The following is a 20,737-nucleotide window of genomic DNA, read 5'->3' on the forward strand; positions in this document are numbered from 1 at the left end:
GTACGCCGGGAAGACAAACGTTTAGGGGCAGCGGATCACCGGGCTGCTTGTTTACCTGCATTACGTTCCGGCAGCATGCGCGTATGCGCACCACGCAAGGCCAAGATGTCGCCGGTATTGCTGCCGGATTAGACAACCATCAGATCCATGTATGGCGGCTTCGCTATGACAGGGCGCAGCGACGTGAGCCTTTGTGCGCGTTGCTCAGTATCTACCTTGGCGTGCCGGCGGCGTCGATCAGCCTGGAAGATGGTGAGCATGGACGGCCCGAACTTGCGGAACCGTTGCATCAAATATTGCAGTTCAATTGGTCACATAGCGGCGATGCGGCGTTGATAGCTGTGGCACGTGACGTTGCTCCCGGCATCGACATCGAGCGTCTTCGCCCTCGCGCGCATGCCATGCAGCTCGCGGAGCGGTTCTTTCATCCGGAAGAAACTGCCGCGTTGGCGGCGCTGAACGCAGCGGAGCAAGAACCGGCTTTTCTTCAACTCTGGACGGGCAAGGAAGCCGTACTCAAAGCCATGGGGCGAGGCATTGCATTTGGCCTGGATCGCCTGCGCCTGACCGTCATGCCTATGCAGCCGAGTGTGCTCTGGGTGGATGGCGACGATCCCGCACAGTGGCAACTTCACACTTTGCCAGCCGGCGCCGATCATGTCGCCAGCGTGGCTTGGCGCGGACCGGACCGGGTCATTGCCAACTGGACACTTGCCGATAGCGCTTGAACGGAGCACTGTGTTCGGCCAATGATTTTTTGTTCCTGGCCTCCATGACCCTGCTCAGCGTCAATCTCAACAAGATCGCCGTGCTGCGCAATTCGCGCGGTGGCAACGAACCCGACATGGCCCGCGCTGCGATCACCTGCATCGAATCAGGCTGCGGCGGCATCACGGTGCATCCTCGCCCGGATATGCGCCACGTGCATCCCGATGATGTGCGTACGCTCGCCGCTATGTTGCGCGGACGTGTGGAATACAACATCGAGGGCAATCCGTTTGCCGCGGCCCGCGGAGCCTATCCCGGGTTGATTGCGCTGGCACGTGAAGTTCGTCCCACTCAGGTGACCTTGGTGCCGGACAGCGATGGCCAGATTACTTCGGATCATGGCTTCGATTTGGCGCAGGATACGGAGCGGTTGCGACCACTTGTGACGGAGTTGCGCGAATTGGGTTGCCGGGTGAGCTTGTTCGTTGATCCAGGTGCGACAGGATTTGAGCATGCCGTGGCGATCGGTGTGCAACGCGTCGAGATCTACACCGGGCCTTATGCACACGCCTTTGCAGAGGGCGACGCCAAAGAGCAGCTGGATTTATGCGTCGACACGGCTCGCCGTGCTCAGCAGGCTGGATTGGCGGTCAACGCTGGACATGACCTCAGCCAGGCGAATCTGGGAACGTTGCGCGCGGCCATTCCTGGTCTTGCTGAGGTGTCCATCGGACATGCTCTGATAGGTGAAGCGCTGTATGAAGGTCTTGCTACCACGGTGCGCAAGTATCTGCAGATTCTTCGCTGAAGCTTTGGCCGTTTAGACGGCTACAAGTAACCCGACATTGCCGTCATTCCCGCGAAAGCGGAGGCGTGTTTCGACATCGGGGCTGGTCAATCCATTTGCTCTAATGTGGAACGTGAGCAGTGATTCTTGCTTTCGCGGGAATGATGGCCGTGCATAGGTTGAGATGAGATGCAGCCTATTAAATGGACCCCATAAAAACAGAAACCCCCGCATACGCGGGGGCTCTGTGGGTAACGCTTGGCTGCACGGTTGAACTGTTCCGATTCAACCGCCGCTGTTTTACTTACTGTCCACTACTTTCGGTGAAACCGATCTTGTTCAGGCCGTAGCTCTTCGCGTCGGCCAGCACACGTGCAACGACTTGGTAAGGTACCTGGTCAGCTGCATCGATCTGCACTTCCGGTTGATCAGCTTCAGCCTTGGTCGAGATCACCGCGATCTGCGTCTTCAACTGCGCCTCATCCACCGGGGTGTCGTTCCAATAGAACGCGCCCGATTGGTCGATCTTCAGACGAACCGGTTCCGGCGGATTCGAAGGCGGAATCACGTTCGGATTCGGCTGCGGCAGGTCGATCTTGATCTTGTGGGTCATGATCGGCGCCGTAATCATGAAGATGATCAGGAGCACCAGCATCACGTCGACCAGCGGCGTGACGTTGATGTCTGCCATGGGGCCTTTGCCACCACCTGTACTAAATGCCATGGCACATCACTCCTTACCGGTCGTCATGAAGCCGACGTGGACCATGCCCGCGTCCTTGGCCTCACCAAGCACCTTACGGACCGTCTTGAATTCCGTGTCCTTGGCGGCACGGATCTGCAGTTCGGGCTGCGGCGACTGCTGTGCAAACACCGCAAACTTCGACTTCAATTCGGCGTCGGTGATCGGGTTCTGATCGTCATTGAGATACATGCTGCCATCGTCCTTGATGGCCAGATCCATCGGTGGTGTCGGCGGCGCGGTATCCGTGGTTTTCGGATTGGCCGTCGGCAGCTTCACCGTGATCCGGTGCGACATCAGCGGTGCTGTGATCATGAAGATGATCAACAGCACCAGCATCACGTCAACCAGCGGCGTGACGTTGATTTCCGACATCGGCGAGCCGGACTCGTTTCCGGAGCTCATCGCCATGGGTCAAATCCTCACTTCTGAGTCGGAGCGACGCCTTCGACGCGTGCGCCGGTGGCGAAGAAGTCGTGCAGGTCATGCGCGAATTCGTCGAAACGGGCGTAGGTCAGGCGGTTGGAACGGGTAAAGAAGTTGTAAGCAAGCACCGCCGGAATAGCGGTGAACAGACCGAACGCGGTCATGATCAGCGCTTCACCCACCGGACCAGCCACCGCTTCCATCGAAGCGTTACCGGAAGCCGCGATGCGGATCAGTGCGTGGTAAATGCCCCACACCGTACCGAGCAGACCGATAAACGGTGCGGACGAACCGACCGTGGCGAGCAGGGTCATGCCGCCTTCCAGACGCAGGCTCTCGCGAGCAACAGCCTGACGCAGGGCACGGTCGATGAATTCGGAGCGGCTCAGCGATTCGGCGAGACGACCACCACCGGCGGAAGCCTGCTGGTGGTGAGCCACCGCCGAAGCGGCATCAAGAGCGATCTTCGAGAAGGGTTCGCCCTTGGGCTGGGCTTCCAGCTCACGAATCGCGTCTTGCGTGGAGTTGTTAGACCAGAAGCCGTTGATCACGCCGTCGGCGCGACCGCGAACCATCGAGTTGCGGATGGCGTTGGCGATGATGAAGTACCACGAGGAGAACGACATCGCCACGAGCACCACGAACACAATCCACCCCAGGAAATCGAAGTTGTGGAGCAGGTCGTGGAAACCCATTTGCTGCATGGCCATCGCATTAGCGTTGCCACCCAGTGCCGGAGCTGCGGCGTCGGACGGAGGAGTTTGTTGGAACATAAACGCTACCCTTGGAAGTCAGGCGTGAACTGTAACTGTAATAGGTATTACAGCTGATTGAGATTGAAGTTGACGGGTACGCGTACGTAACCTTCAACCTTTTTACCGTTTTTCATTTCAGCATTGAAACGCCATTTCTGAGCGGCCTCAATTGCTGCGCGATCCAGCTCGCGGAAACCGCTGGACTGCTCGACCTTGATGTCCTTCGGCGTGCCATCCACGGCCACCAGAATCAACAGCGTCACCGTGCCTTCATGCCGTTGGCGAATCGCCTGCGGCGGATACTTCGGCTGCATGCGGCTGTTGTAGCTGATGTCCTGGCTCGCCGTGATATCCGCAGGCGGTGCTGGCGGCGCGGGCGGTGCCGGCGGCGGCGACGGCGCAGGATTGCTCGACGCTTCTTCCACAGCCGGCGGTGGTGCTGGCGGCGGCGGCGTCGGCGGCGGAACCACCTGCTTGATGATCTTCGGCGGCGGCTGCTTCGGCGGTTCCGGCGGCGGCGGCGGCGGCGGGGGAGGTGGCGGCGGCGGCTCGATGAAGTTCACCTGCACAATCTTTTCTTTCTGAACTTCCGCCGTTTTCGGGGGTGCCATCGGCGCGATCAGTATCAGGAAAGCAAACGCATGCAGCGCAATGGCTACCGCCAGCGCCCATGTGCGCCCCCAACTGAACGGCTTAGTGCCGGTATCTTCGTTACTTGAGGCCATCTGTCGCTTTCAATCAGGAGCTGGTTAATTCGGAATCGTGATCGCAGCATCCATCGGCAAAAGTCCGCTCCCAAAAGAGGGTGACATTTGCCACTGGACAACGCGGGAAAAGTCCAACGGTACAACAGCACATGGCGTTTGTATAGCTTTTGTGTAGGCCTAAGATGGCAATGTTATGCATGTCCATCCGGCACACTAAAACGTGTTCGCCACGTGCTTTTCAATCAGCCGCCGATGTTCGCTTCCTTGAGCCATTTCTTGGCTTGTGCGGCGGTTTCCGGATCCTTCTGAGCTTCCATGACTGCTTCGGCTGCAGCTGCCTTATCCTTTAGGCCGACGTTTGCCTGAGCAAGCGCCATGTACGCCTTGCCCTTATGCTTCACGCCCTTGCTGATGGCCTGTTGGAGCAGCGGCTTGGCTGCGCTGTATTCGTTCTGTGTGACGAGCGCAACGCCAGCTTTGTACGCTGCTTCACCATCACTGGAGAGCGGAACGGCTTTCTTATATTGCTCAGCAGCTGCCGTAGCGTCACCGCCGATCATATGAGCGTCGCCCATCAGTTCGTAGTTCTGCGCGCTGGGCTTGACCACACCTTTGGTCATTCCTTCTTGCATGACCTGCACAGCTTTCTCAGAGTCCGGACCTGGATCTTGAGTGGACTGGCCCTGGGCTCTATTCATATAAAGCTTGGCCATGGTCACGTAGTCGTTTTCCGTGTTCAGAAGGCCTTTGGATTTGCCGTCCTCCATCAACTTCAACGCGTCGTCGTATTTCTGCATCTGGATATCCAGACTCAGCGCGTTGTGGAAGTTGGTGGGATCGGTCGGTGAAGCAGCAACTTGCTGCTTGGCGATTTCAGCAGCTTTATCTTTCTGACCAGAATCGTTGTAGTCGAGCATCAGCAGCTGATTCCAGCGCGGATCAGGCTTGTCCGTCATCGATTGGGCCTTCTTGATGGCCGCAATCGATTCGGAATATTTCTGCAGGCGGTAATACGCTTCGCCTTCCAGTGCGTAGGATTCAGGTGTTTCCTTCTTGCCCTCTGCACGCCATTTTTCGACCTGGTCGATGGCCTGCTGATACTGCTGATTAAGCACGTAGAACTGGGCTAGTTCGAGCTCAAGCGTGAAGTACGTGTCGTTCGGCATAACGCCGTTGTCGAGTGCACGCTTCAGCATGTCGATGCCGCCGGGCAGATCGTTGTTCATCGCATGCACGCGGGCCAAGCCTTGTAACGCTAATGCCTGCGCGTACTTGCTCTTGCTGCTGTCGATGAGTGGCTGCAGCAATTGCGTGGCTTGGTCTTTGTTGTTTGATTGTGCGGCATCGAGTCCCTTGTTGAGCGCTTCCTGTTCCTTCTTGTCGGTCAGATCCAGCTTGGGCTCTTTACGAGTCGCGTTGGGATACTGCGGAGCCGCTTTCTGCTGGTCGCCCGACGAGTTATCGCTCGCTAGCGCCGGAGTGCTCGCCAACATCAGCGCGAACGCGGCGCCGGCCAGCATCTTCAGGGAAGCGTGTTTCATAGCGTTCCTCAAAATGGAAAGGAGTCGAATTTAACGCACAGAGCGTGCGGGGGATCACTGAGATTAACCTGACCGTGCTATCGATAACAAGCTGCATTGCCACATTAAACTTTCTTTAAAATCAGGCGGTTATGACGTTATCGCCATACGGTGCCGAATTGCAGGCCGAAATTCGCCTCAAATAGGTTTGTGAGCATCCAGTGCCGGTCGTGACAGACGTGTGTACGCTTGTTCCGTTGTATTAATGCGTTAGTGCAATAGCTAAATCATCGAGGCACTGCAGATTAAGCAGTGCCTCGAGTTAAAGCTCACATCAGATGTCAAGGTTGGCGACCTTTAGCGCATTGGCTTCGATAAAGTCGCGGCGCGGCTCGACTGCCTCACCCATCAGCATTGAGAACATCTGGTCAGCAGCGATCGCATCTTCAACGCCCACCTGCAGCATGCGGCGCGTTTCCGGATTCACCGTGGTTTCCCACAGCTGCTCCGGGTTCATTTCGCCAAGGCCCTTGAAGCGCTGGATGGTCCGACCCTTTTTCGCTTCGTCCAGCAACCAGGTGCGTACGTCCCCAAAGCGAAGAACACCGCGCGACGCGTTGCCGCGACGAACAACAGCTTCGGATTGGATAAGTCCGGCCAACTGCTGGCTCATGTTCAAAATGGGACGGAACTCCGAGCCAGCGAAGAAAGGCTGCGGCAACAGCCATGTGTGGCTGAGGCCGTGCTGATCGCGGACAACCTCGATTGCCGCCGGCTGATCGCCATGCGCGGCGCGGAACATGAGTCGATAACGTGGCTTGCCCAGGCCGCTGAAAGCGAGATTTCGCGCAACGCCGTCCAGCCAGGTCTGCATCGCAGCTGTGTCTTCCCAATGACGCGGTTCGATCGGCGCGTGCTCAAGCATGGCGGTAAGCACGTTGGCGTCGAAGCGATGACCGAGGCGTTCGATCTGATCCAGTCCAGCCTGATAATCACGCAGCAGCTTTTCCAACGGCTCGCCGCTAATCGGAAGTGCGTCCGGGCTGTAAATCAATTCGGCGTTGTCGACTGCGTTGGAAATCAAGTACGCGTTGAGTGCTGCGTCATCCTTCAGATACAGCTCCTGCTTGCCTTGCTTGAGTTTGTACAGCGGTGGTAGGCCAATGTAGACGTGACCACGTTCGATCAAGTCTGGCATCTGACGGTAGAAGAACGTCAACAACAGCGTGCGGATGTGTGAGCCGTCCACGTCCGCGTCGGTCATGATGATGATGCGGTGGTAGCGCAATTTGTCGGGGTTGTAGTCCTCTTTGCCGATACCAGTGCCCAGCGCGGTAATCAGCGTGCCGACTTCGGCAGACGAAAGCATCTTGTCGAAGCGCGCCTTCTCTACGTTGAGGATTTTGCCTTTCAGAGGCAGCACCGCCTGCGTCTTGCGATTACGGCCTTGCTTAGCCGAGCCGCCTGCGGAGTCACCCTCCACCAGGAAGAGTTCGCACAGCGAGGGATCTTTCTCCTGGCAGTCGGCCAGCTTGCCCGGAAGACCTGCGATATCAAGCGCGCCCTTACGACGGGTCATCTCACGAGCCTTACGGGCGGCTTCGCGCGCACGCGCAGCGTCTACCACCTTGCTGGCGATGGCCTTGGCCTCATTGGGGTGTTCCAACAGGAACTCGCCAAGCTTCTCGTAGACCACCTGCTCCACCACCGTTTTCACCTCGGACGAGACCAGCTTGTCCTTGGTCTGGGAGGAAAACTTCGGATCGGGCACTTTCACCGACAGCACGGCGATCAGGCCTTCGCGCATGTCGTCGCCGGACAGCGTGACCTTGGCGTTTTTAGCTAAGCCTTCCTTCTCGATGTAAGCCTGGATAGCGCGCGTCAGCGCGGCACGGAAGCCCGTAAGGTGGGTGCCGCCGTCGCGCTGCGGAATATTGTTGGTGAAGCAGAACATCGTCTCCTGGTAGGAGTCGGTCCATTGCATCGCCAAGTCGACCGTGATGCCGTCCTGTTGGGCATTGAGGCTGATCACGTTTGGATGCAGCGCGGTCTTCAGATGCGCCAAGTGCTGCACGAAGGATTTGATACCGCCTTCGTAGGCGAAGGTATCGCTGCGCCCTTCCCCACGTTCGTCACGCAGATCGATGGTGACCCCGGAATTCAAGAAGGCCAGCTCACGCAGGCGCTTGGCCAAGATCTCGTAGTGGAACTCGATGTTGGAGAAGGTCTGTGTGCTAGGCAGAAAGCGCACTGTGGTACCACGCTTTTCGGCCGATCCCACGTTCTTCACCGGATAGAGCGGCTCACCGAGCTGATATTCCTGATGGTATTCATTCCCGTCGCGGTAGATGGTCAACCAGAGGTGTTCGCTGAGTGCATTCACCACGGACACACCCACGCCGTGCAAGCCGCCGGATACCTTGTACGAGTTTGCGTCAAACTTACCGCCGGCGTGCAGCACGGTCATCACCACTTCGGCAGTGGAACGGCCCTCTTCCGCATGCATGTCCACAGGGATGCCGCGGCCGTTGTCTTGCACGCTGACAGACCCATCATCGTGGATGGTCACAATGACGTGATCGCAATAACCTGCCAGGGCTTCGTCGATGGAGTTGTCAACGACTTCGAACACCATGTGATGGAGGCCGGTGCCGTCATCGGTATCACCGATGTACATGCCTGGGCGCTTGCGCACCGCTTCGAGGCCTTTGAGTACCTTGATGCTGTTCGAATCGTAGGATGCGTTCATGCAGTAACTATGTCCCGACGCCAATAGCCTGCCCGGTGTGGCGCCTTGAGGGCCGGGCTGGATGCAACCGATCGATTATAACAGGGGCGTCAATTGGCCCTGTTCCACGTGAAACATTTTTGCAGGGGTGTGCACCAACACCTCAGGCAGTTCGGTGCCTGAAATAAGGATCTGTGCTGATGTAGCTCGCAAGCTGTTCACCACGGCAGCTTGGTGGGTTAGGTCGAGCTCAGACGCAAGATCGTCCAGGCATACAATCGGCCATTCGCCCCGATGTTTGGCATCCAGCCAAGCTTGCGCCAATACGCAGATGAGGGCCGTAAGCTTCTCTTGCCCTCGGGAAAGGTGTTCCCGTTGGGGTGCCAATTGGAAGGAGAGTGACCAGTCAGCCCGGTGAACTCCGGACGTGGTATGCCCTCTTCCCTGATCCCGTATTCGTTGAGTGGCCAGAACGTCGGCAAGGTCCTCATCCTCCGGCCACCCTGGACGATACCGAAGCTGGATGTCTCCAAGCTCTGGTAGCAGCAAAGCTGCTTGCTCCTTCAAAAAGGGAAGCAGGGCTTCGAGATAGGCTCGCCGCCAGCCGTCGATAAGTACCCCATTTCGGGCTAACTCATGCTCCCAAGGCTTGAGTAGGAGCTCATCAAGTACGGAGGCAGATCGAAGTAAGCTGTTTCGTTGTTTGAGCGCCCGCTGATAACGACGCCAAGTCAATAGGAAATCGTGTTCCACGTGGAACACGCCCCAATCTAGAAACTGACGACGTTCCTCTGCCCCGCCCGCGATCAAGGCGTGCGATCCGGGCTCGAAACAGACGACCGCGCATTCCCTAATGAGTTGTCCAATAGCAACGTCTTCGCCGTCCAAACGAGCGACCCACCGTGCACCCTCACGTCCCAAGCCCAGGCGGCGCACTGTCCCGTCATCATGTCGAATACCTGAAAAAATGCTCAGCCCAGAGGTACCGCGCTGAACCAATACATCACGCGCTCCGCTGCGGAACGAACGGCCATGAGAAAGCAGAAAAGCAGCCTCCAGCACCGAGGTCTTCCCTGCCCCGTTTGCGCCCGTCAAGACATTGAACCCAGGTTCGAAATCCAAAGTGAGATCACGGATACAACGCAGCCCCTGAAGATGCAGACGCTCCAGTCTCATGCGCTACAAGCTCTCAAACGACAACGCCGGAGCTTGAGGCTCCGGCGTTGCGCTGGCAAAAAACGCCTGCAATCGAGCATGGAAACGGAGATCAGAGCCGCAGCGGCATAATTACATGCCGGGACTGCTCGCTATCGTCCTCTTGTACCAAGCAGCTCGACTGGGCATCACGAAGGCTCAACCGAGCCTTTTCGCCACGAAGCGCCGCAAGTGCATCCAACAAATACCCAACGTTGAAGCCTACCGTGAGATCCGACACGCCGGTATCGGCTTCGACTTCCTCAACCGCTTCTTCCTGTTCCGGGTTATGCGCAACGATGCGTAACTTGCTTGGCGAGAACTCAAGTTTGACGCCGCGATACTTTTCATTCGACAGAATGGCGGCACGCTGCAGAGCACCGCGCAACACCTCGCGATCAAGTATCGCCTGCTTATCCGCTCCCAATGGAATCACTGCTTCGTAATCCGGAAAACGACCGTCAATCAGCTTCGACGTAAACACAACCTCGCCGCGACGCACACGCAAATGGTTCCGCCCGAATTCCAGTTCGACCGAACCATCACCTGATTCCAGCAAACCGACCAGCTCATTCACACCTTTACGCGGAATGATCACCTGGCGACGTGCAGAAACCTTGCTCTCCAGATTCGTTTCTTTCAGAGCCAAACGATGGCCATCCGTCGCCACGCATCGCAATGCGTGTTCTTGCAGATCCAGCAACATGCCATTGAGGTAATAGCGAACGTCTTGGTTCGCCATGGCAAATGAAGTGCGTTCCATCAGGTCACGCAGCACTTCTTCAGGAAGGCTTACGCGCTCGACCAGTTCTATTTCATCGATGGTCGGAAATTCAGTAGCGGGCAACGTGGCTAGCGTAAAACGGCTGCGCCCTGCGTTGAGAGCAACGCGATCGCCATTTTGCTTCAACTCGATCTTGGCGCCATCTGGTAATGCGCGAACGATATCGAACAGCTTGCGCGCGGGAATCGTAGTTTCACCGTCCACCAGCTTTTCTGCTTCGGTAGCGGCAACCATTTCCACTTCCAGATCGGTACCGGTGAAAGACAGCTTCCCGCCGCCCACTTTCACCAGAAGATTGGCGAGTACCGGCAACGTCTGACGACGTTCCACCACGCCGACAACCTGCTGCAAGGGTTTAAGCAGAGCTTCTCGTTGGATGCTGAATTGCATGTTTGTGCTTTCCCTATCCTGCTGTTCTGTTTTTAAAAGAAGAGTAGTGGTTGCAGCTGGGGGCGTGGATAACTTGAAAACTCAAAATTATCCTTAACTAACAAAGGGTTAAGAAAATTTCCCCTGTGCCTCGAACGCTTTGCGACTTGTGCATCGCCAGTGGATAACTTTGGCGTGTCAAGGCGTCTTCATATTATCCACAGGATACGCGCCTACTTTTCAAGCGCTTGTTCAAGTTCCGCCGTGAAGAGACCCCTTTTCGACACTTGCGATCAACCTGTCAAGCTGCGAATCAATTGTTCCCAATCCTGACGCATGCGTGTGTCGGTTTCGCACAGCTTGCGGATGGTGCGGCAGGCGTGCAGCACGGTTGTGTGGTCACGGCCGCCAAAGGCTTCACCAATTTCGGGCAGGCTGTGCTCGGTCAGTTCCTTCGATAACGCCATGGCGATCTGGCGCGGGCGTGCCAGCGAACGCACGCGTCGCTTGGATAAGAGGTCCTGCAGGCGCACGCCAAAGTACTCAGCGACGATCTTCTGGATATTCGGGACTGTTATCGCTTGCGCATGTGTGGCGAGCAGATCACGCAAGGTTTCTTCGGCGAAATCCGTCGTGATCGGCCGGCCATAGAAATTGGCTCGTGCCGCAAGCGTGTTGAGAGCACCTTCCAGATCGCGCACATTGGAACGTATGCGTTTGGCCAGCAGCATCGCCACGTCTTCGCTGACGCGTACGCCTTTGTCATGCGCCTTGGCTAGCAGAATCGCGGCGCGGGTTTCGAAATCCGGCGGCTCGATCGCCACCGACAAACCCCAGCCAAGGCGTGATTTCAGACGTGGCTCAAGCTTGTCCACCTCTTTCGGGTAGCGGTCGCAAGTAAGGATGATCTGCTGCTTGGATTCGAACAGCGCGTTGAAGGTGTGGAAAAACTCCTCCTGCGTGGTGTCCTTGCCGGCGAAAAACTGGATGTCGTCGATCAGCAGCGCGTCCACCGAGCGGAACCGGCGTTTGAACTCGTCCATACTCTTGGTGCGCAGCGCCTCGATCATGGAGCCCACGAACTGCTCCGAGCGCAGGTACAGCACCTTGAAGTTCGGATTGTGCTCGCGCATCAGGTTGCCCGCAGCGTGCATCAAGTGCGTCTTGCCCAGACCTGTGCCGCCGTACAGCAACAATGGGTTGTAGGCGCGACCCGGGTTCTGGGCCACCTGCATCGCGGCGGCCTTACCAAGCTGGTTGGACTTGCCTTCAACGAAGGTTTCGAAGGTGTAGTGCGGATCCAGATTGTGGTGAAAATTCACCGGGGCAGCTTCGGCGACGCCGGATGGCTTGATGATCGGTGCCTGCATGGGGCGGCTGCTACCAGTCCCTGCACCGCTGCTGGAGCCGACTTCCAGCCGCACGGGCAGGCGCTGCCCGTTGAGCAAGGTCAGAACGGCTTCGATGCGAGGCAGATAACGGTCGCGAACGGCATCCAACGTGTAGGGATTAGGCGCGTAAAGTTGCAAACCTTCCGCATCGTCACGCGCCTGCAGCGGCATCAGCCAGGTATGCAGGTCCTCGGCGCTCAATTCACCTTCAAGACGCTCGAGACAGCGCCGCCACAAGTCACTCATGGATCCTATCAACCACAGCAGGGGCGCCTTCGCGCAGGGTGGACCGAGGAGTCTACCAGCAGGAACGGGGCAACTATCCACACGGATATCCACAACTTTCCTCGATCACTGCATTTGACACTGAGCGACCGGACTCCGCATAATCCAAGACCTTTTTCACCCATACATTTAGGAGGAAGCCATGAAGCGGACCTTCCAGCCCAGCAAGCTCAAGCGCGCCCGCACGCACGGCTTTCGTGCTCGCATGGCCACGGCCGATGGTCGCAAGGTGCTCAACGCACGCCGCGCCAAGGGTCGTAAGCGCCTGATCCCGTAAGCGATCGCGTTTATGAGCACCGCCGGCCTGCCGCGCGAGGCGCGGATTCGCCGAGCCGGTGACTTTGCGGTCTTGCGTCAAGCCAGCGGTCGCCTCGGCGGCCGCTGTTTTTCTGTGCGCTATCGGCAGAATGGCGCAGGCCATGCCCGGCTCGGCCTTGCCATATCCAAACGGGTTTCCAAGCGCGCCGTGGATCGCAACCGCATCAAACGACTTGTGCGCGAATCTTTTCGTCGCGCCTGCCACACGCTACCGCCGGTCGATCTGCTGGTGATGGCTCGTGAGCAGGCCTGCGTAGTGCCTGGCGCGGTGCTGCTGGCCGAGCTCGACGCCCTCTGGCGCAAATTGCCGCCGTTGAAGCGTGAAGGCGACACCTCCACAATGGCGTGCTGACCCTCCTTCATTCCTCCGCCTGGCTCGCCATGGCAGGGCCTTACCCTCGGATCGCTACGCGATGAATCAAACGCGCACCTTCCTTCTCTTCGCCCTGTTGGCCGTGGCCTATCTGCTATTTCAGCAGTGGGAACAGGATTACGGCCCTCATCCGCTCACGCCGAGCACTGCGACCAGCAACGCGGGTGACAACGCCACGCCCGGTACAACGCCGACGATCGCGAATGCCGCAGGCGGGGAAACCGGAACAGCCCAGCTCATCACTGTCACTACCGACGTGCTCCGCCTGACCATCGATACGCGTGGCGGCAGCATTGTGCGCTCCGAGCTGCTGCAGTACCCGGTTACGCCACGTACGAAGAAAGATCCCAATCCTGCACCGATCCGTCTACTCGACGATGGTGCCAATGATTACTTTGCCGCGCAGAGTGGCTTGGTGAGCGCGGACGGTGCGGCCCCTGATCATCATGCGATTTTCCAGGCAGCGCAGACCAGCTATGAACTTGCTTCTGGTCAGGATGCACTGAATGTCGACCTGGCGTGGACGGATGCTTCCGGTATCAAGGTAACCAAGCGCTACACGTTGCATCGCGGGAGCTACGTGATCGATCTCGACCAGCAGGTCGACAACGGCAGCAGCAAAACCTGGGACGGCCAGGCTTATCGCCAGTTGCAGCGCGCGGATCGTCCAGCCCCTGTTTACAGCAACTTCCTGCAGCGCATTTCTGACCAGTCGCGCTACGGCTTCTTCGGCGCTGTGTGGTACAGCACTGAAGACAAGTTCAAAAAGCTGGAATTCGGTGACTTCACGAAGCCGAAGGACCAGCCGCCGAGCAATCAAATGACCGGCGGCTGGGTGGGTATGATGCAGAACTATTTCCTCGGCGCCTGGATTCCGGCTGCGAAGGAAGCAGATACGTTCTCCACGGCTGTCATCAACAAGGAAAATGGCAAAACTCAGTACGTAATTCGTACTGTTGGCCCGCTGATCAGCCTTGCGGCCGGCCAGCGTGTGAGTAGTACGGCGCAGCTCTACATCGGTCCCAAACTTCCGGACGTTTTGGAAAAAGTTGCGCCAGACCTAGACCTAACAATCGACTACGGCATGCTGAAGATCTTTGCCGTACCGCTGCACGGGGTCTTGGCTCTGCTTCACAAGCTCACCAGCAACTGGGGCGTGGCCATCGTCCTGCTGGTGCTGCTGATCAACCTCGCCACCTTCAAGCTCACCAACGCGCAGTTCGAATCGGCAAACAAGATGCGCAAGCTCAAGCCGCGTATCGATGCTTTGAAAGAGCGTTATGGCGACGATCGCCAAAAGATGCAACAGGCGATGATGGAGCTGTACAAGAAGGAGAAGGTGAATCCCGCTGCCGGCTGCTTCCCGCTGCTCATCACCATTCCGATCTTCTACGGTCTGTATTACGTGCTGCGCGATAGCGTCGAGCTGCGCCAGGCACCCTTCTTCGGCTGGATCCACGACCTGTCCGCCGCCGATCCGTACTTCGTGCTGCCAGTGCTCTACACCATCGTGATGCTTGCACAGCAGTGGCTGATGCCCGTGCAGCCGGGCATGGATCCCGCGCAGCAGAAGATGATGAAGTTCATGCCGCTGATGTTCGCGGTAATCTTCCTGTTCTTCCCGTCAGGCCTGGTGCTCTATTACGTGGTCAACGGCGTTTGCCGTCTGCTGCAACAGTGGTGGATGATGCGCCGCGCCGATGCTGCTCCGGCCAAGGCAGCAGCTTAAAGATGCACTTCGCGCGGGCGGCCAAGGCCGCCCGCTGCGGTTATGCTGATACACCATGACCGCACACGCTTCCGATAACGACACCATCGCCGCCATTGCCAGCGCACCCGGCGCTGCAGGAATCGGTGTCGTGCGCGTATCTGGCCCGCGCGTACCCCTCATTGCGCAAACCCTGCTTGGGCAAACACCGGCACCACGTCATGCCCATTTCGCGGCATTTCGTAACGCAGAGGGTGAGCTGATCGACCGTGGTTTGCTATTGCACTTCCCGGCCCCCGCTTCCTACACCGGCGAACATGTGCTCGAGCTTCAAGGTCACGGCAGCACGGTACTGCTCGATGCGTTGCTGCAGCGAATATGCGAGCTCGGTGCACGCCTGGCGCGTCCTGGCGAATTCACCGAGCGCGCGTTCCTCAACGGCAAGCTCGATCTTGCGCAAGCAGAAGCCGTCGCCGATTTGATCGCTGCGCGATCTCAAGCCGGAGCCCGCGCAGCACTGCAATCCATGGAAGGCGTGTTTTCGCGCAAAGTGGATGCTTTGCTACAAGCACTGATCGCGTTGCGCGTGCATATCGAAGCCGCGATCGATTTTCCGGAAGAGGAAATCGATTTTCTTGCCGATCCCACCATTACACACAAGCTAGAAACGTTGCGTGCGCAACTGACCGATCTGCTACGCGAAGCACAACGCGGCGTGCGCCTCAACGACGGTTTGCGCATTGCCATCGTCGGTCGACCGAACACCGGCAAATCAAGCTTGCTCAACGCCCTGGCCGGCAGCGAACGCGCCATCGTCACGGATATCGCCGGCACCACGCGCGACGTATTGCGTGAAAGCATTTCGCTCGACGGCATTGCGCTGGAACTGGCCGATACCGCGGGATTGCGTGACACACATGATCCGGTGGAACGCGAAGGCGTACGCCGCGCGCACAACGAACGCGAGCGTGCCGATGTCGTGCTCCTCGTCACCGATGCTGAGCATTCAAATGCCGACCTCGCATGGCTGCAAGATCTTCCTGCCAGCATCGAGCGCATCGTCGTCATCAACAAAATCGATCTTGCCGGTTTGACCGCACACACACAGACGCGTGATGGGCTAACCTGGTTATGGCTCTCCGTCAAAACCGGCACGGGCCTCGAAGCACTGCGCGGACACCTCAAACAACTCGCAGGTGCCGGCAGTGGCGAAGGCGCATTCAGCGCACGTCGCCGGCACGTGTTCGCGCTTGAACAAACAGCCGATCATTTGAATCATGCGGCGCATGTCCTGGCCGATACGCACGCCGGCGAACTTGCCGCCGAAGAACTACGCCAAGCACAGCACGCGCTTGGTGAAATCACTGGCACGTATACCAGCGACGATTTGCTAGGCGCGATCTTCAGTTCCTTCTGCATCGGCAAGTGATTAAACGTGCTGCCTTGCCAGGAGCGCTTCCACTTCCGCCGGATGCGGCATGCCACCGCGAGCGCCAAGGCGCGTTACGGACAACGCTGCAGCGGCGCAGGCTTTACGCACGGCAATAGGTAAGCCTTCATGTAGAAACACTGCGAAGGCCGCATTGAACGTATCGCCAGCTCCAGTGCTGTCCACCGCTTCCATCTCAAAGCCTGCTTGATGCTGCGGTTCGCCTTCTTCGCGGAACCATGCGCCTTCGGCACCGCGTGTTAGCACGACTGGACAAGGTGTACGGTGCATCAGGCTGCGAAAATCTTCGGAAGGATCAGCGCCAAGCAAGATGGCGAGTTCATGTTGATTTGGCGTGATATAGCGAGCGAGATGCAACCATTCCATCGGCAATAGCTGCGCAGGTGCGGGATTGAGAATGACGGGCACGCGTTGTGCATGGGCGATACGTAGCGTGGCTTCCACGGTTTCAAGTGGAATTTCCATCTGCACCAAGACTGCGTCCGCGCTTGCAATCAGGTGTTGTGCTTTGGCGACATGCGAGGGTTCCAGGCGTGCGTTTGCGCCAGGTACGACGACAATTTCGTTTTCACCGCCAGCGACAGTAATCGACGCAGTACCACTGCTGCAGTCGGCGATGCGCGAGACATGCCCCACTCCGACGCCTTCCTTCGCCAGCTCATCGCAGAGCGACTCAGCAAACGCATCGTCACCCACTGCACCGACCATGTGTACCTGGGCGCCAAGCCGAGCAGCGGCTACGGCCTGGTTGCCGCCCTTGCCACCATGCACGGACAGAAAACGCTCGCCGAGCAGCGTTTCACCTGGTGCCGGAAAGCGCTTCGCCACAGTCACCAGATCCATATTGATGCTGCCGACAACGACAAGGCAGGTCATGAAGCTCTCGCAGGTGTGAATGACGTGCGAGAGCGTAAACGCAGAAGGGCGACGAGGGTAGCTTGTGCGTCGCGCTCAGTGGCTGTTGCTGTCGGGGCCTCCGTCCGTGCCGCCAGAAGCACCTGACGCATTATGTGCGTTCTGCTGGCGTTCCTTCATGTTCTGCTTCAGCGTGGCGTATTGGGTTTGTTGCGCTGGCGTGAGCAGGGCGTTGATCTGTGCATCGGTGTCATGCTGGATCGAGCGGATTTTGGCGCGGCGATCCTGCGGGGCAAGCGAGCCGTCATTGCGTACGGAAGCGAGCTGCTGCTGGCGATTCTGCAAAATCGCAGTGACTTTCGATGTCTGATCGTCACTAAGTTCCAGCCGCTTGGCGAGCCGTGCTGCCTGCTTTTGCGGGTCGGGAGCACGGTGTTGCGCAGTTGACGCGTCATTGGAATTCGCAGGTGCTGCATTGTCCTGGGCAAACGCGACGGGGACATAGCTCGCAACAGTAAGCGCCAGACCCAGTAGTGCAAAACGCAAGGCAAATCGGTTCATGGGTGTCTCCGGGGTTCCATGGTGAAGGTCGTCATTCGACGGTCGGCAGGAAAACAAACGGCGAAGTCTGCACGCCGTTTACCGTCCGCCTGGCTCGTCTATCTTTCGCAACCTTGAAAGCGGATACGTCGGCCCCGACGCTGAAGAATTCCCACCCTGGAGTCGACCATGATCGAGCTCTATTACTGGCCTACGCCGAACGGCCACAAGATCACCCTGTTTCTGGAGGAATGCGGACTGCCCTACACCATCAGGCCAGTGAACATCGGCAAAGGCGAGCAATTCGAGCCAGCGTTCCTGAAGATATCACCCAACAACCGTATGCCCGCCATCGTCGACACCAAACCGGCGGATGGAGGTGAACCCGTCAGCGTGTTCGAATCCGGCGCGATCCTGCAGTATCTGGCTGAAAAGACCGAACGCTTCCTGCCCAAGGATCTACGCGGCCGCGCAACGGTGATCGAGTGGCTGTTCTGGCAGGTCGGCGGTCTTGGCCCGATGCTGGGCCAAAACCATCACTTCAATCGCTACGCGCCAGAGAAGATTCCCTACGCAATCGATCGCTATGTGCGTGAAACGCGCCGCTTGTATGGCGTGCTCGACAAGCGATTGGAAGGGCGTAATTTCATCGCCGGCAGCGAATACACCATTGCTGACATGGCAGCCTATCCGTGGATCGTGCCCTACGAAAACCAAGGCATGAGGCTGGACGATTTTCCGCATCTGAAGCGCTGGTTCGAACGCATTCGTGATCGTGAGGCGACGCGTCGGGCCTATGCGATCGCCGACACCATCGAGGGCAAAACAGATTTGCGCACGGATGAAGAGGCGCGACGACATTTGTTTGGGCGTTGAGTCACCATGAGTCGCAAAAACAAAGCCCGCCAAATGGCGGGCTTTTTCATGCATGGATCAACGTGCTCGTCCTACACCCGAATCGCCTTGTAGCAGCGGCGGCGGTGCACCGGCCACGGCGAGCAGCGACTGCGCGTAGCCATCTTCCATCGTCACCGTGGACACCTCGTCCCATGCGAAGAACGAAGGTTCGCACAGCCACTCCGCATCGGGGGTGATCTCCTGCAGATTGAAGCCGTCGTCCTCCACGCTGATCAGGCGGCCGATATAGCAGACCTCCGATTCGTCTTCGCTGTCCACGTGGACGCCGATCACCGGCATCATCGCGCTAGCGGCTTGCACCACTTCGCGAATGCTGTCGAGCGGGAAGCTGCGCGGGAGGCGCGGCACCAGATTCTTCAGCACCAACGCCTTCTCCATGAAGGGACTGTGCTTGTCCGGCGTCTCCAGCTCGGAGATGTCGCGATGCCGCATTACATACATGCCGTCGTAGGTGATGCCATCACCTACCACCCACAACAAGAAAAATTCACGGCCCACGCTACCGACATAACCGCAGAAGCTGCCGTGTTCCAATTCGCCGCGCCATAGACGCACCAGTTGCTGTTTTTGTTGCGCTTCGCGGAGTTGCGCACGCGGACCGGTGGTCTTCAGTTCAATGATCGTACCCATACCCGCCATTTTATCAGAGGGGGTCTGGCGGCTTGTTTACAGCCCGCTAACTCCCCTCGCTTCGCAAAAATAGCCTTTCTGTACAATCATTTACTGAAAGGCTTTCGCATCAGAGGATATACCGGCTCAAATCCTCGTCCTTGACCAGGCTACCCAGGTTGTTATCGACATATTCGGCGTCGATCAGGTAGTTTTCGCCGGATTTATCCGCAGCTTCGTAGGAGATCTTCTCCAAAAGCCGCTCCATGACCGTATGCAGGCGGCGGGCACCGATGTTTTCGGTCCGTTCGTTCACCTGATAGGCCACCTCGGCCAAGCGGTCGATGCCCGTTTCGTTGAACGTCACCGTCACGCCCTCGGTACCGAGCAAGGCAACGTATTGCTTGGTAAGCGCGTTATGCGGCTCGCGCAGGATGCGCTTGAAGTCATCGACCGACAGTGCCGACAGCTCGACGCGAATCGGCAAGCGGCCCTGCAGTTCCGGAATCAGGTCCGAGGGCTTGGCGAGCGAGAACGCGCCGGAGGCGATGAACAGCATGTGGTCGGTCTTGATCGGGCCGTACTTGGTCGACACGGTCGAACCTTCCACCAGCGGCAGCAGGTCGCGCTGTACGCCCTCGCGGCTTACACCCGCGCCGCCCCATTCCGAGCGCTGCGCGATCTTGTCGATCTCGTCGATGAAAACGATGCCGTTTTGTTCGGCTGCCTCCATGGCCTGCGTACGAATTTCGTCGTCATTGAGCAGCTTGGCAGCCTCTTCGTCGATCAGCAGCGGGCGTGCGGCTTTGATCGGTAGCTTGCGCTTCTGCGTGCGTGCGCCGCCCAGGTTCTGGAACATCTGGCGCAGCTGCTGGCCCATTTCTTCCATGCCCGGCGGCGACATGATCTCCACGCCGACGTTCATAGCGACATCCAGTTCGATCTCGCGATCGTCCAGCGCACCTTCGCGCAGCTGCTTGCGCAACTTCTGGCGCGTATCGTTTTCGAGCGAAGCGGCTGGCGCGGGATCATGCGTCCAATCGGTCGGCGAAGCACGGCGCGGCAGCAAAGCATCCAGGATGCGATCTTCGGCGCGGTCTTCGGCCTGCGAACGCACGCGCTTCATCGCTTGCTCGCGAGTGAGCTTGTAGGACACGTCGGCGAGGTCGCGCACGATCGATTCCACGTCCTTGCCCACATAACCCACTTCGGTGAACTTGGTCGCTTCCACTTTGACGAACGGCGCATTGGCCAACGTGGCCAGACGGCGCGCGATTTCCGTCTTGCCCACGCCGGTAGGGCCGATCATCAGGATGTTCTTTGGCGTCACTTCCTCACGCAGCATCGGTTCCAGCTGCATGCGGCGCCAACGGTTGCGCAGCGCGATGGCGACGGCGCGCTTGGCGTCGTGCTGGCCGATGATGTAGCGGTCGAGTTCGTTGACGATTTCGCGAGGGGTCAGTTCAGACATGGGTTTAAATCCAGGGAACAGGGATCGGGGAACAGGGAACATGGAGATTGCGGGAGGGGTGACGTTCCCCCCTTCCCTGTTTCCCGTTCCCGGCCTTCC

At 58.3% G+C, this 20,737-nt stretch carries 20 protein-coding genes; 7 read left to right on the forward strand and 13 right to left on the reverse strand.

Annotated features, from left to right (window positions below; translation table 11 throughout):
- Positions 1-83: 83 nt before the first annotated feature.
- Complete coding sequence (locus tag QQJ86_RS01400) at positions 84-728, forward strand: 4'-phosphopantetheinyl transferase family protein (protein WP_284319107.1); 645 nt, start codon at positions 84-86, stop codon at positions 726-728.
- A gap of 44 nt (positions 729-772) precedes the next feature.
- Complete coding sequence (locus tag QQJ86_RS01405; protein WP_284319254.1) at positions 773-1,516, forward strand: pyridoxine 5'-phosphate synthase; 744 nt, start codon at positions 773-775, stop codon at positions 1,514-1,516.
- 283 nt (positions 1,517-1,799) lie between these two features.
- Here the strand turns inward: QQJ86_RS01405 and QQJ86_RS01410 are convergent, their stop codons facing one another.
- From QQJ86_RS01410 to dnaA, 9 genes are all read right to left on the reverse strand, one after another.
- A complete protein-coding gene (locus QQJ86_RS01410; RefSeq protein ID WP_284319108.1) occupies positions 1,800-2,219 on the reverse strand; it encodes an ExbD/TolR family protein in 420 nt (139 codons plus the stop codon).
- 6 nt (positions 2,220-2,225) lie between these two features.
- Positions 2,226-2,648, reverse strand: a complete 423-nt coding sequence (locus QQJ86_RS01415) for an ExbD/TolR family protein (RefSeq protein WP_284319109.1) — start codon at positions 2,646-2,648, stop codon at positions 2,226-2,228.
- An 11-nt stretch (positions 2,649-2,659) separates the two neighbouring features.
- A complete protein-coding gene (locus tag QQJ86_RS01420) occupies positions 2,660-3,436 on the reverse strand; it encodes a MotA/TolQ/ExbB proton channel family protein (RefSeq protein WP_284319110.1) in 777 nt (258 codons plus the stop codon).
- Positions 3,437-3,483: 47 nt separating this feature from the next.
- Positions 3,484-4,143: an energy transducer TonB gene (locus QQJ86_RS01425; RefSeq protein WP_284319111.1), complete on the reverse strand. Its 660-nt coding sequence runs from the start codon at positions 4,141-4,143 to the stop codon at positions 3,484-3,486.
- Between the two features lie 224 nt (positions 4,144-4,367).
- Positions 4,368-5,666: a tetratricopeptide repeat protein gene (locus QQJ86_RS01430; protein ID WP_284319112.1), complete on the reverse strand. Its 1,299-nt coding sequence runs from the start codon at positions 5,664-5,666 to the stop codon at positions 4,368-4,370.
- 313 nt (positions 5,667-5,979) lie between these two features.
- Positions 5,980-8,394, reverse strand: a complete 2,415-nt coding sequence (gene gyrB, locus QQJ86_RS01435; protein WP_284319113.1) for a DNA topoisomerase (ATP-hydrolyzing) subunit B — start codon at positions 8,392-8,394, stop codon at positions 5,980-5,982.
- Between the two features lie 75 nt (positions 8,395-8,469).
- The gene (recF, locus tag QQJ86_RS01440; RefSeq protein ID WP_284319114.1) at positions 8,470-9,549 is read right to left on the reverse strand and encodes a DNA replication/repair protein RecF; all 1,080 of its coding nucleotides are present in this window, start codon (positions 9,547-9,549) and stop codon (positions 8,470-8,472) included.
- Between the two features lie 91 nt (positions 9,550-9,640).
- Positions 9,641-10,741, reverse strand: coding sequence for a DNA polymerase III subunit beta (dnaN, locus tag QQJ86_RS01445; RefSeq protein WP_284319115.1), 1,101 nt, complete (start codon positions 10,739-10,741; stop codon positions 9,641-9,643).
- Between the two features lie 272 nt (positions 10,742-11,013).
- Entirely contained in the window at positions 11,014-12,357 is a 1,344-nt protein-coding gene (dnaA, locus tag QQJ86_RS01450; RefSeq protein WP_284319116.1) for a chromosomal replication initiator protein DnaA, read from the reverse strand.
- Positions 12,358-12,538: 181 nt separating this feature from the next.
- Between dnaA and rpmH the strand changes: the two genes are divergently transcribed.
- The 4 genes from rpmH (at position 12,539) to mnmE (ending at position 16,224) form a co-directional block, all read left to right on the forward strand.
- Positions 12,539-12,673, forward strand: a complete 135-nt coding sequence (gene rpmH, locus QQJ86_RS01455; RefSeq protein ID WP_007510029.1) for a 50S ribosomal protein L34 — start codon at positions 12,539-12,541, stop codon at positions 12,671-12,673.
- Between the two features lie 12 nt (positions 12,674-12,685).
- Positions 12,686-13,066: a ribonuclease P protein component gene (gene rnpA, locus QQJ86_RS01460; protein ID WP_284319117.1), complete on the forward strand. Its 381-nt coding sequence runs from the start codon at positions 12,686-12,688 to the stop codon at positions 13,064-13,066.
- A 61-nt stretch (positions 13,067-13,127) separates the two neighbouring features.
- Complete coding sequence (gene yidC / locus QQJ86_RS01465) at positions 13,128-14,816, forward strand: membrane protein insertase YidC (RefSeq protein ID WP_284319118.1); 1,689 nt, start codon at positions 13,128-13,130, stop codon at positions 14,814-14,816.
- 55 nt (positions 14,817-14,871) lie between these two features.
- Positions 14,872-16,224: a tRNA uridine-5-carboxymethylaminomethyl(34) synthesis GTPase MnmE gene (mnmE, locus tag QQJ86_RS01470; protein WP_284319119.1), complete on the forward strand. Its 1,353-nt coding sequence runs from the start codon at positions 14,872-14,874 to the stop codon at positions 16,222-16,224.
- Here the strand turns inward: mnmE and rbsK are convergent, their stop codons facing one another.
- Positions 16,225-17,121 carry a ribokinase gene (gene rbsK, locus QQJ86_RS01475; protein WP_284319120.1) on the reverse strand — a complete coding sequence of 299 codons (897 nt, stop codon included), beginning with the start codon at positions 17,119-17,121 and terminating at the stop codon, positions 16,225-16,227. It abuts the gene before it with no gap.
- Between the two features lie 75 nt (positions 17,122-17,196).
- Entirely contained in the window at positions 17,197-17,661 is a 465-nt protein-coding gene (locus QQJ86_RS01480; protein WP_284319121.1) for a hypothetical protein, read from the reverse strand.
- Positions 17,662-17,829: 168 nt separating this feature from the next.
- Between QQJ86_RS01480 and QQJ86_RS01485 the strand changes: the two genes are divergently transcribed.
- Positions 17,830-18,516 (forward strand): glutathione binding-like protein, encoded by a 687-nt coding sequence (locus QQJ86_RS01485; protein ID WP_284319122.1) that lies wholly within the window; start codon positions 17,830-17,832, stop codon positions 18,514-18,516.
- A gap of 57 nt (positions 18,517-18,573) precedes the next feature.
- Here QQJ86_RS01485 and QQJ86_RS01490 read toward each other — a convergent pair whose 3' ends face one another.
- Together QQJ86_RS01490 and hslU are read right to left on the reverse strand one after the other, a co-directional pair.
- A complete protein-coding gene (locus QQJ86_RS01490) occupies positions 18,574-19,188 on the reverse strand; it encodes a hypothetical protein (RefSeq protein WP_284319123.1) in 615 nt (204 codons plus the stop codon).
- Positions 19,189-19,297: 109 nt separating this feature from the next.
- A complete protein-coding gene (gene hslU, locus QQJ86_RS01495) occupies positions 19,298-20,638 on the reverse strand; it encodes an ATP-dependent protease ATPase subunit HslU (RefSeq protein ID WP_284319124.1) in 1,341 nt (446 codons plus the stop codon).
- Positions 20,639-20,737 lie beyond the last annotated feature (99 nt).

The sequence above is a fragment of the Dyella acidisoli genome (assembly GCF_030160295.1).
GTDB lineage: Bacteria > Pseudomonadota > Gammaproteobacteria > Xanthomonadales > Rhodanobacteraceae > Dyella_B > Dyella_B acidisoli.